This is a genomic window from Syntrophorhabdaceae bacterium, from assembly GCA_028698615.1.
Classification (GTDB): domain Bacteria; phylum Desulfobacterota; class Syntrophorhabdia; order Syntrophorhabdales; family Syntrophorhabdaceae; genus Delta-02.
Window position 1 is genome coordinate 29127 of record JAQVWF010000009.1, and the last position, 11927, is coordinate 41053.

Consider the following 11927-nt stretch of genomic DNA (forward strand, 5'->3'; position numbering starts at 1 on the left):
CTATTTTTTTATTTCTCCACAGAAAAAATGAAAGGGACCGGCGGCAGGGGAAATTTCGGGCTGTACGATCTCAGCGCCCGCCGGTTTTGCGAATACTGGCCGATCTCCATCAACAGCTTTAAGCGTTCCTCCTCAAGTCTCTCTACGACCCGCGTCTCGTTATTATAAAATCTCTCGGCAGCATCGGCGTCGAGTTCCTTCGATGACGCGGCAAGGCGTCCGCAAACCTTCTCCCGTTCCAGAAGGCACCTGATAAATGCGGCCCCGTCTTCCTGGCCGAGCGCCGCCAGGGTCATTCCTTCAAAATAGATGATGTCTCTCTCAATACCCGTCTTCATCCTGCCCGTCCTGTCCCGCAAACTCTCTTCGCATGAAGGAATCCTTCAATTCATAGGAGCTTTTCAAAAGCACCCGCAGCTCATTGAGCCTCTTCTCGAACTCGACCTTCCGGTCCGTGTCGTCACCGGATGTGCGTTCTTTGCCGGAAGGAGCGTCAAGGACCGCCTTGTCCGCCCCCGCGTACGCCCCCGCAAAGGCGTAGGCGTTATGGCTGACCCTGTCATGAAGGGAGGCGGCGAAATCGTGGACAAAGCGGACCGTCTCGCCTTTGCTCCCTGAGAGCGAATCGCGAAGCACCGCCGCATCCACCGCAAGAAGGCCCCTTTCGTCAAGGTCAATCCCCAGGGTCTTTGGCGTGTCAGGGCCGTTCATGCCGGCCGCATGCTTGACGGCGCCCGCAAGAGACGCCGCCAGAGCCTGTTTCATCGCCTCTTTCACGGCGACATTGGCGGCTGCGGCGGCCGAGGCCTCATCACCTGCGGCTTCCTCCATGCCGGAGACGGATCCGGCCACAAACTCATTGACAGCCTCGGAAAGAGCGGCCATCTTTCCGGCAGTATTTTCAGCTTCCTTCTGAGCACCCTCGATCCGGCCGGCTCCCGGAGACGTTCCAATGAAGGTAACAACAGGACCGAAAGGTTTGGCCGGCGGTGCGACAGGGCTCGCAGCGACTTGGACCTGCGGTGCGACAGGGCTCGCAGCGACTTGGACCGGCGCGGCATCAGGATCCTGCGCACCCTTGTCCTGCTGTTCATCTCCTGAGTCTTTGCCGCCTGAAATGAGCCGGGACACGATCTGCGCCATCTCCCTGCCCGACACAGATGGATCCACAGGAAGGGATGCCAGGAGAGCTGCAATTCTCGCAACCTCCACGGGGACCGTCGCATCACCGGCTTCCCCTGTGCCTTCACGAAAGATCGCTGCTTCCCCTGATCTGTCGTGGCGGATGATAGAGGGAACGGGAACATCATCGACGGTTTCCACGGAAATGATGAACTTCTCTCTCACCTGCCCCGAATCAAGGTCCATGGTTCCCACACTCAGACCGGCAGCAAAGAAAGACACCTTCCGTGCAACGTCGTTTGCGAGGGCGGTCAGGGCATCTTCCTGCGACACTCCTTCTCCATCGACCAGCGGGGGACCCGTCATATCCTTTACTACAAAGATCTCGCCCAACCCTTCTTCACCTTCTGGACCAGAGGCCGCAGGAGAAAAATAGACGAGAATGTCGTCCTTTGTTATGACAGGCTTGAATGGCGAACCGGCAGACACTTGCTCCGTGCACCCCTTGGCCTCGACACTGAGGCTATCGCCAGTCATGTTCATGATGTCCGAGGTCATCCGTTCGATCGTCTGGAGACACTTGAGAGTTGCCGCGGGGAGGCACACCGAGGGAGGACAGGCGTCTGCGGCGCGCAGAGGATCATCCATTCCACGGGCGGCCGATGGTTTCTGTGTCGCGGGCAGCCCCATAAAAGGATATGCCGTATAGCCTATCTTCATGACATGGTCCCTCTGTGTTCTCCCATGTTCCTTATCGGCTGCACCGGACATTTGCTTAACCCGGCCATCGGTTCTCCCGATCCGGAACGTCAATTATCTGACAACATACCCCAAATACGATGGGAACACCGGTTGGAAACGCACGATCATATCCGGCGCGGGCAGGCGTTTATCAATCACTGTTTACGGGCCTTTTGTGGGCATCCCGCGAGGTGGAGCGGACAAGGCACGGATATTGCAAAACATTCGCATGACCATGTACCGGGATGCAAAAATAGCGGATTCCACACGACCCGCCGTCTTCCTTGACCGCGACGGGATCATCAACATGAAGATGGCGGAGGGAGAATACGTGACACACTGGTCGGGGTTCACCTTCCTTCCCGGTGTCTTCGAAGCGATAAGGCTCTTCAATGCCAATGACCGCCTCGTCATCGTGGTCACCAATCAGCAGTGCATCGGCAAGGGGTTGGTCACAATGGAAGCTATAGAGACCATCCATACGAAAATGACAGGATCTCTCGAAGAGAACGGCTCCCATGTGGATGGCATCTACGTATGCCCCCACCTTGCGTCTGACGGATGTTCCTGCAGGAAACCGGGAACGGGCCTTTTCGAAATGGCCCTCAAGGACTTCCGGAAGCGCGGGATATCCATCGACATGTCAAACAGTTATATGATCGGCGACTCCGCAACCGATATCCTGGCCGGAGAAAGGGCGGGACTCAGGACGATATTGCTTGCCAGCGACTATCACCCTGCGGCCTGTCTCCACGGGGCGGGCCTCCTCGACGCGGCCCGAAGGATCGTCGGAGATACCAGAGCAAGAAGGATGGCGATGTGACAAAAAGAGCGCTTATTACGGGAGTAACGGGCATGGTGGGTTCCCATCTGTGCGATTTTCTCCTCGAACATACCGACTGGGACATCTACGGGATGTGCAGGTGGAGAAGCCCCCTCGACAACGTCGAACACCTTCTCGACAGGGCAAACAGGAACGACCGGGTATATTTCCTGAATGGCGATCTCAACGACTATGTCTCTCTGGCGGGCACCGTGGAGGAAAGCAGACCCGATTTTGTGTTTCACCTTGCCGCCCAGAGCTACCCGAAGACCAGCTTCTCCGCACCTTTCGATACCCTTGAGACGAACATACTGGGGACGGAGCGGCTTCTTGAGGCCATAAGGCGGACGGGCGGCATTGATCCCATCATTCATGTATGTTCCTCATCGGAGGTATTCGGCCGGGTTCCCAGGGAAAAGCTTCCCATAAACGAGGAATGCTCTTTTCACCCCGCCTCGCCCTACGCCATATCGAAGATCGGCACCGACATGGTGGGCCGCTTCCACGCGGAGGCTTACGCCCAGAAGGTCGTCGTCACGAGAATGTTCACTCACACCGGGCCGCGCAGGGGGGACGTCTTTGCCGAATCCACCTTCGCCAAGCAGATCGCCATGATAGAGCGGGGGTTGATCCCGCCCGTCGTGAAGACGGGCAACCTCAATTCGATGCGCACCTGGTCGGATGTGCGGGACGCGGTGCGCGCCTATTACATGCTGGTCACCGTCAACCCCATCCCGGGCCAGTATTACAACATCGGAGGGGCGTTCTCCTGCACGGTAGGTGAGATGCTGGACCATCTCATAGGGATCTCCGCCGCAAAGGACAGGATCCGCGTTGAGACGGAAGAAGGGAGACTAAGACCCCTCGACGCCGATCTCCAGGTGCCGGACATCTCCAAGTTTCACGGTCACACGGGATGGAAGCCGGAGATATCATTTGAAACAACAATGAAGGACCTTCTCGGCTACTGGCGGGAACGGGTCAAAGCAGGAAAGATGTTCTTGAATAGGTGATGATGGATACCTCGATCAATTTTCTCGAAAAGAAGGCCCGATGGGTAAGGAAGCAGATCGTTGAAATGATATTCAACGCAAAGAAGGGCCACATCGGAGGAGCGTTGTCCTGCACGGACATTTTGGTCAGTCTCTTTTACGGGGATATCCTCAGGTACGATGCAAGAGATCCCGGCTGGCCGGACCGCGACCGGTTCATTATGAGCAAGGGCCACTCGGGAGTAGCGCTTTACACGATACTGGCCGATCTGGGGTTCTTTCCATTATCCGAGCTTTCGACATTTTGCGGTAACGCAACCATGCTGGGCGGGCACCCCGACAGGAACATCCCCGGTGTTGAAACAGACAGCGGTTCTCTTGGGCAAGGGCTCGGTATCGGTGCGGGCCTGTCATTATGCGCAAAACTCGACCACAAAGACTATAAGACGGTTGTCCTCGTCGGTGACGGCGAGTGCTACGAGGGTTCCCTTTGGGAAGCGGCCATGTTCGCCGGCCACCACGAGCTCGGCAATCTTGCGGTGGTCATTGACCGCAACGGACAGTGCGTAACCGATTTCACGGAAGACTGCGTCAGGCTGGAGCCTTTTGCCGAGAAATGGGAAGCCTTCGGATGGGAGGTAAAGTCAATAGACGGTCACTCCCACAAGGAAATACTCGAGGTCCTGAAAACCATCAAGGCCCGCGACAACGGCAAACCTCTGGCTGTTATCGCCAGCACGATCAAGGGGCGCGGCGTATCCTTCATGGAAAGGCAGCTTCACTGGCACCATGGCGTACCGACGTCGGATGAACTGGAAACGGCAAGAAAAGAGCTGGACATCGACCTCTGCGCGACACCGGTGAAGGAAGTGACGTCGTGACAGAACCAGGGCTCGACATAAGAGATGCCTTCTTTGACAGGCTTTATGATATCGCTGCCGCCGACAACAACGTTCTGTTTCTCACGGCCGATATGGGGGCCTTAAGTCTCGAACGTTTCAAGAAAGATATCAACGGGCAATACATCAACATGGGTGTGGCGGAACAGAACATGATCAATATAGCCACCGGACTGGCCCTGGGCGGTAAAAAGGTATTCGTCTATGCCATTGCGCCTTTTGCCACCATGCGCTGTTTCGAGCAGATCAAGGTCAATATAAGCGGCATGGGCCTTCCCATAACCATCATCGGGGCGGGACCGGGGATCACGTACAACAGTGACGGCCCCACACATCACGCCGTTCAGGACGTAGCCATTATGCGTGCCCTTCCCGGCATGACCATCTTCAACCCCTCCGATCCCGTGATGGCATCCGGGATGGCCGCCATGTCATACGAAAGCGAGAAACCTGTTTATGTGCGAATCGACAAAGGAAGGCTGCCCCTTCTGTATTCCCCCGAGCAGGATCTTTCCGACGGTTTATCCCTGTTGAAGGACGGACAGGACCTCCTGATCGTGGCGACGGGCCTCATGGTCCATAAAGGCCTCCGGCTGGCGGAAGAGTTGGAAAAATACTCTATAAGGACCGGCGTTCTCGACCTGTACCGCATAAAGCCCGTCAATGTTTCCTTGCTCCTGCGGTACGCCCATCGATACTCCAGAATTGTCACTCTCGAAGAGCACTCGACCGTCGGTGGCATTGGAAGCACCGTACTGGAGGCACTTGCCGATCATGGAGCAGGGATACCGGTAAAACGGTTTGCCCTCTACGACCGATACTGCGAGCGCCACGGGGACAGGGAGTGGATGCACGTGCAGCACGGACTGGACGACAGCAGCATCTTGAACCATATTCGGACGTGGTCATGAAATACACGACACTGGGCACAGCAAGCGAAAGGGTTCCGGTCGTCGGGCTGGGTATGGGCAAAGGCATAGGCAGCCAGGCCAGGACCGCCGCATATGGCCGCGAAGACGAAAAATTGATACGCACCGGGGTTGACATGGGGATGACATTTATCGACACTGCCTGTGACTATGGTTCGGGGCGGGCCGAAGAGGCGCTTGGAAGAGCTGTTGCAGACATCAGGGACAGCGTTTTCATTGCCACCAAATTCCCACCCGAAAAGAGTTCATATGCGGATGTCATATCGTCCGCGGAAACAAGCCTCAAGAGACTGGGAACGGACAGGATCGACCTGCTCCAGACGCATTGGCCGAATCCGCGGGTCCCGCTGGAAGAAACCCTGCAGGCAATGGACAGGCTCATCAGCGACGGCAAGGTCCGGTATATCGGGATGAGCAACTGCACCATCGGAGAAGCAAGGAAGGCCCGGTCGTTCCTTCCTGACAGTCGTTTCGCATCCATCCAGCATGAATACAATCTTCTCGACCGCACGGCAGAATCCAGCTTTGTCCCGTTCTGCCGGGACAACGGGATGACCTTCATCGGATACAGCCCGCTTGCCCACAGGAGACCGGGAAATGATGGCCAACAACTGATCAGGCTCGAGGAGATGGCGAAAAGATATGCCATTTCTTCCACTCAGCTCGTTCTGGCCTGGTTGACCAGGCAGGAAGGAACCATGGTGGTAATGCGAACCTTCAATGAACACCACCTCTCGGAAAATGCACATACAGGCGACTTTGCGATCGCCCCTGAGGACATCGATCTCATATCCTCCATCTTCGCCGATGACATAGCGGGTGTCCCTGCCGCTCTCATACGGGTGAAGGGCGACAGTTCGCAGAAGGTGTACGTCACACTGGAAGAAGCCCGGGAAAACGCATACGGGCTGACTCCGAGTCCGGCCGATCTCGCGGCGCAGATCAAGGCCGGTGAGATCCTGAAACCTGTCAAGATATCCGTGGATCCCGGCGCCAGAGTGGGCCCGCGTTACGAGGTTGTTGAGGGCAAACTCAGATACTGGGCCTGGGTTATCGCCTGCGGAGAAGACGTTCTCATACCATCGATCATCAAAGGGGAACTCAATGAACACTGCTGATTTCTACAGGGGAAGGAAGGTCCTCGTCGCCGGAGGAACGGGCACGATCGGCATCCCCGTGGCTGCCCGATTGGTTGAGCACGGCGCCGACGTTCACATCGTATCGATGGATAGCGAGGACTACGCCCGGCGCGTGCTGCCTGAAGGGGCATCCTTCGAACGTCTTGATCTGACGCAACTGGATAACTGCCTCGCAGCGACCCGGGGCTATGACTGCGTCTTCAACATGGTGGGCATCAAAGGATCCGTGGGCATAGGGCAGAAAAAGGTCGCCAGCTACCTCGTCCCGATGCTCTGGTTCCAGACAAATCTCATGGAGGCGTCCTTCCGCAACCAGGTGAAGCGCTTCCTCTACGTGGGAAGCATCTGTGAATATCCTCGCGCAGAAGTGCCGAAACGGGAGGATACTGTATGGGACGGCATGCCGCTGCAAAACGACCGCATTCCCGGACTGGCAAAAAGGATCGGCGAAGTGCAGGCAGAGGCGTACATGCTCGAACACGGCTGGGACGCCGTTCGTATAGTAAGACCTTCAAACGTGTACGGGCCGTACGACGATTTCAATCCTTCTACGGCCCAGGTCATTCCGGCAATAATCCGAAGGGTCATCGACGGGGAGAACCCGTTGAGGGTCTGGGGCGACGGCACCGTCCGGCGCGACTTCATCTACTCGGAAGACCTTGCGGATTGGCTGCTTGTTGCGCTCGACAAAGCCCCGCCCTGTGTCCCGCTGAACCTTGGTTGCGGCAGAGGGATATCGATCAGGGAGGTTGCGGAAACCGTATGCGCCTGCGCGAACTCGTCTGGGTCCATCGAGTGGCGCCCCGAGGGTCCGACCGGGGACCAGGTTCGCATACTCTCAATCGAGAAGGCACGGGACGCCATCGGTTTCCAGCCGCAGGTATCCCTTGAAGAGGGGATCAAGAAGACAATTTCGTGGTTCATGGAGCACAGGGATCTGGCAGATCTCAAGGGGAGATAGAACATGAGTGAAGGGAATCGCCTATTCTTACCGCCTTTAGCCGAGCTGATAGACAGATTGACCGTGGATCAGATCAAGGAAACCACCTTCCCGGAAAAAGAGGCGATCAGGGAAGAAATGAAACGGATCGAGCATGACCTCAATATGATCATCGAGGAAAAGAACATCAAGCTCGACGCTGCGTTGATCCGCGTCATCATCGCGTTGGCCCAGCTCAACCTGCACATCTGGAACAACAAGGACACCATGGAGATTTACCACGCCAGCGAACCGGACCGCTATATGGAATTGTTGAAGCTGTCACATCAACTCAACGGTATCCGGAACCGCTTGAAGAACCATTTGCTGGTACTGAGCGGTGATAAGGATGGGGCCTCGCTCCGCTCCAATTTCAACACCGATGGATTGGATGGATGGGACATGAGCATATGAAAGACCCTTTACACGCGAACATCCTTATAATCGTCCCCCGCTACGGGCAGTATGCCGAGACGGGCTATTATGAATTTCCCCTGGGGCTGGCCTATGTGTCGGCAGCCTTGAAAAAGGACGGTTACGCGGTGGACGTGATCAACCTGAACCATCACGGCGGTCCTGTCAGTGAAGTGCTGACTCAATCGCTGAAAGACCGGTCTCACGGGTATTTCCTCACAGGAGGCCTGTCCGCACACTATCGATCAATTAAGGAGATCATCGATTCGGTAAGGGATATCGACCCGGCAGGTAAAGTGATTGTCGGCGGAGGGGTAGTAACGGCATCTCCACACATAATGTACGATTACCTGAAACCCGATTACATGGTACTGGGGGAGGGAGAGATCACCATTGTGGAGCTGATCCGCACCCTCGACAACGGCTGCTATGACTGCAGAGGCGTCAACGGCGTCGGCTATCGTATCAACGGCGGCCCCCTGGTGCTGACCGAACCCCGGGGGCCCATCCTGGATCTCGAACAGTGTGCATGGCCGGATGTGGAGGGATTCGACATCCAGACATACCTGTCGCGCCAGGGCCCCAACGACAGCCTGTATCTGTATGTAAACGACGAGCCTCGATTCTATCCCATAATTTCAAGCAGGGGCTGTCCCTTTTCGTGTACCTTCTGTTATCATCCGCTGGGTCAGCGTTACCGCAGCCGGCCGGTGGACGATTTTATCGCCGAGGTGCGGTATGTCGTCGATAAATATGATGTCCACAACCTGGCTATCTTCGACGAGCTTCTGTCGCTCAAGAGAGGCCGTCTTTTCGAGATATGCGACCGGCTGAAGCAACTGCCGCGTCCGGTTAAATGGATGTGCCAGCTGCGGGTTGACACCATTGATGAAGAACTGCTGGCACGTCTCAAGGATGCCGGATGTTTTCTTGTCAGTTACGGCTTCGAGAGCATGAACGACGAAGTGCTCCGAAGCATGAACAAGCATATTAACGCCGCACAGATCGAACGGGCGATGACCCTGACACGCAAAGCCGGCATCGGTATACAGGGCTATTTCATCTTCGGCGACCCTGCCGAGACGTTGAAGAGCGGGCTCGAAACGCTTTCCTTCTGGAGAGATCACCCGGATTATCACCTCACCATGGGGTATGTTCGCCCCTACCCCGGGTCTGTTCTGTGGGAGCAGCAGGTTGCCAAGGGAGATCCTTCGCCTACCCGGCAGCTGGAGCTTCTCGATGCCTGCATCAATAGGCCGCCCAATATCAGCTCCATGAACCATATGGACTGGTTTCAGCTAAAAAAAGAGGTCACCAGGGCAACAATTCTGAACGATCATTTCGGCAGGTGCCTGGATAGCTGCCGTGAAACCGACGACACCTACAGGCTCTCGATCGAATGCCCGCATTGCGGGAGAGTGAGCCCTTACAGACGGTTTAAACAACGTATCCTGGGTATATTCAAGGTGTCCTGCCGTCACTGCAACCAGACGATGAACATCTCCCCCATGGTGTTCGAGCATGTAAAAAACGATTATGACCGCAACAGAAAGGTATTTGAGCACATCAAGCTCGGGACGTGCCCGGTTATTGTGACGCCATGCATGGACGATGCGGAATTCCAGGCCATGGCGGAGATCTTTCTTGCTGGTGTTAACATTGCGGGAGTCATGGATATCGATGAATCCAGGATTGGATTGTCTTACCTCGATTTCAGAATAAGAAGGCGTTCCAAAGAGAACGTCGAAGCTGTGCCTGAAGCCTGCTTTCTCATCCCGTTAACCAGGTACGCAAACAAGATCTATTCTCATCTGCAGTCGCTGGGTGTCTCAGGGGACAGAATATGCAGACTCGATGAGATCATGCCATCCGAAGTCTCCGAGGTGGAAAACACGATTCGTGGGGCCCGTGGGAAGGAAATCCTCTCCGAACTCCGAAGGAGTGAAGGTTTACTGTGATGCTATACAAGACTCTTGGCTCCACAAACTTGAAAGTATCCGCAATCGGACAGGGGGCAACGCACGTCGGCTCCTACGCATGGTACGACAACGACAAGGCCACGGAGAGAATCAAGGGATGGCGGATAGGGATAGAGTCGGGGATGAACCTGATCGATACAGCCGATCTGTACGGCGGGGGGTTATCGGAAGAGCTGGTCGGCAAGGCCATCAAGGGCATGAGGGACACGGTTGTCCTGGCCACCAAATTCAACCTCCGGGGCGGCGATACCCGTTCGGCGGTCCTGGCTGCGGCAGAACACAGCCTGCGCAGGCTGAATACCGACCGTATCGACCTGTATCAGATCCATTTCCCCAATCCCTGGACACCGATGGAGCCGGTGGCGGACGCCCTCACCCGCCTGGTCGCTGACGGTAAGGTACGCTGCGTGGGCGTAAGCAACTTCACCACGGGAGACATACAGGGGCTGAAGGACCTCCTCTCCCCGGGAATTGTTTCAAACCAGGTGGAGTACAGCCTTGACGATCGCTCAGCGGAAACTGAAATGCTGCCATACTGCCGGCAGAACTCCATCACAATGATCGCCTACAGCCCCCTGGGGCAAGGTAACCTGTCTCTGGTTGCGGATTCTCTGCGGCCCCTGACAACTATGGCGGAGAAGTATCAAAAGAGCATCTTTCAGCTGGTGCTGAGATGGATGGTATCCAAATCACATGTCATAGCCCTGACCAAGGCAGCCGATACAGGACACATACGGGAGAATGCGGCGGCGGCCGATTTCGATATCCATCCCGATGACCTTGCCGTCATTGACGGTCTTGCAACGCCCGAAGTCGTCCATGTCCCCATTGACATGATCTCCCTTGAGAGCCCCGACGGAAGGCCGACCTACACTTCACTCGAAGAGGCATTGGAGAATACCGCTGATCTTGTTCCCAGCCCGGAGTTGATGGCTCAGGACATAGTCAGGCGCAGGTCCACCAAACCCATTCAATTGACAGGATGCAGGGACCCGCAGGGAAGATGCCTCTATAAACTCGACCCTTACGATTTTCTGGGACAGCTCAGGAAGTACTGGGCCTGGGTTATCGCCTATCAAAGAACGAAGCCGATTCCCGCATTGGTAATCAGGCAAGACACCGGGAGTGTATAAATGGGAAAATCCAAGTTTGGTAACGTTGTGTATGAAAGCCAGAACGAGCAGACGGCAAGGAATCAGCTATTGAGTCTATTCAGGCAATGTCCTGTCCCGGACGACGAGATCATGTCCAATCTCGGTTTATTCCTGAATTCAAAGCTCCTGTCCCGCATCCTCTTTCTGCATCATATCTATACACAGATTGTCGATATACCGGGGGTAATCATAGAGTTCGGGACCCGCTGGGGTCAGAACGCGTCCCTGTTTGCCGCCATGCGCGGCATGTACGATACGTTCAACCGTCATAGAAAGATCGTCGTATTCGATACCTTCGAAGGTTTCCCCGTTGTCCACCCAAAGGATGGCAAATCGGGCCTCATGAAAAAGGGGAACCTGGCTGTAACGAAGAATTACAAGGATTATCTGGACAGCATCCTGGAATTTCAGGAAAAAGACAACCCTCTTGCCCACATAAGAAGGTTCGAAACCATCGCGGGAAATGCAACGCTGAAGTTCAAAAAGTATCTCAAGGACTTTCCGGAAACGATCGTTGCCCTGGCGTACTTTGATTTCGATCTTTATGAGCCCACAAAGAAGTGCCTGGAGTTGATAAAACCGCATCTGATAAAGGGGAGTGTCCTGGGTTTTGACGAACTGAACGACCATGATTCGCCCGGGGAGACCGTCGCACTGAATGAGGTCTTCGGGTTGAACAACGTCAAGCTGAAACGCTTTCGACCTGCTTCCCGTGTATCCTACTTTACGGTCGAATAGACATCAGGAGGTATTAAT

The 11927-nt window shown here is 55.5% G+C and carries 12 protein-coding genes; 10 read left to right on the forward strand and 2 right to left on the reverse strand.

The window, feature by feature from the left end:
• Window positions 1-8: 8 nt before the first annotated feature.
• Together PHC90_05200 and PHC90_05205 are read right to left on the reverse strand one after the other, a co-directional pair.
• A complete protein-coding gene (locus PHC90_05200; protein ID MDD3845741.1) occupies window positions 9-338 on the reverse strand; it encodes a hypothetical protein in 330 nt (109 codons plus the stop codon).
• Complete coding sequence (locus PHC90_05205; protein ID MDD3845742.1) at window positions 322-1842, reverse strand: hypothetical protein; 1521 nt, start codon at window positions 1840-1842, stop codon at window positions 322-324. Before PHC90_05205 ends, PHC90_05200 begins: the two co-directional genes overlap by 17 nt.
• A gap of 235 nt (window positions 1843-2077) precedes the next feature.
• On the opposite strand from PHC90_05205, the gene PHC90_05210 reads away from it, so the two are divergent.
• The 10 genes from PHC90_05210 to PHC90_05255 are packed head-to-tail and all read left to right on the forward strand — an operon-like array spanning window position 2078 to window position 11909.
• Window positions 2078-2686 (forward strand): HAD family hydrolase, encoded by a 609-nt coding sequence (locus PHC90_05210; protein ID MDD3845743.1) that lies wholly within the window; start codon window positions 2078-2080, stop codon window positions 2684-2686.
• Window positions 2683-3699, forward strand: a complete 1017-nt coding sequence (locus PHC90_05215) for a GDP-mannose 4,6-dehydratase (protein MDD3845744.1) — start codon at window positions 2683-2685, stop codon at window positions 3697-3699. The genes PHC90_05210 and PHC90_05215 overlap by 4 nt, the downstream gene beginning before the upstream one ends.
• Entirely contained in the window at window positions 3699-4559 is an 861-nt protein-coding gene (locus PHC90_05220) for a transketolase (GenBank protein ID MDD3845745.1), read from the forward strand. The genes PHC90_05215 and PHC90_05220 overlap by 1 nt, the downstream gene beginning before the upstream one ends.
• A complete protein-coding gene (locus PHC90_05225) occupies window positions 4556-5488 on the forward strand; it encodes a transketolase C-terminal domain-containing protein (protein MDD3845746.1) in 933 nt (310 codons plus the stop codon). The genes PHC90_05220 and PHC90_05225 overlap by 4 nt, the downstream gene beginning before the upstream one ends.
• Window positions 5485-6624, forward strand: coding sequence for an aldo/keto reductase (locus tag PHC90_05230; GenBank protein MDD3845747.1), 1140 nt, complete (start codon window positions 5485-5487; stop codon window positions 6622-6624). The genes PHC90_05225 and PHC90_05230 overlap by 4 nt, the downstream gene beginning before the upstream one ends.
• Entirely contained in the window at window positions 6611-7606 is a 996-nt protein-coding gene (locus tag PHC90_05235; protein MDD3845748.1) for an NAD-dependent epimerase/dehydratase family protein, read from the forward strand. The genes PHC90_05230 and PHC90_05235 overlap by 14 nt, the downstream gene beginning before the upstream one ends.
• A 3-nt stretch (window positions 7607-7609) precedes the next feature.
• Window positions 7610-8038 (forward strand): hypothetical protein, encoded by a 429-nt coding sequence (locus PHC90_05240; GenBank protein ID MDD3845749.1) that lies wholly within the window; start codon window positions 7610-7612, stop codon window positions 8036-8038.
• A complete protein-coding gene (locus tag PHC90_05245; GenBank protein MDD3845750.1) occupies window positions 8035-9996 on the forward strand; it encodes a radical SAM protein in 1962 nt (653 codons plus the stop codon). The genes PHC90_05240 and PHC90_05245 overlap by 4 nt, the downstream gene beginning before the upstream one ends.
• Window positions 9996-11150: an aldo/keto reductase gene (locus PHC90_05250; protein MDD3845751.1), complete on the forward strand. Its 1155-nt coding sequence runs from the start codon at window positions 9996-9998 to the stop codon at window positions 11148-11150. Before PHC90_05245 ends, PHC90_05250 begins: the two co-directional genes overlap by 1 nt.
• Complete coding sequence (locus PHC90_05255; GenBank protein MDD3845752.1) at window positions 11151-11909, forward strand: macrocin O-methyltransferase; 759 nt, start codon at window positions 11151-11153, stop codon at window positions 11907-11909. It begins immediately after the preceding gene.
• The last annotated feature ends 18 nt before the right edge of the window (window positions 11910-11927 follow it).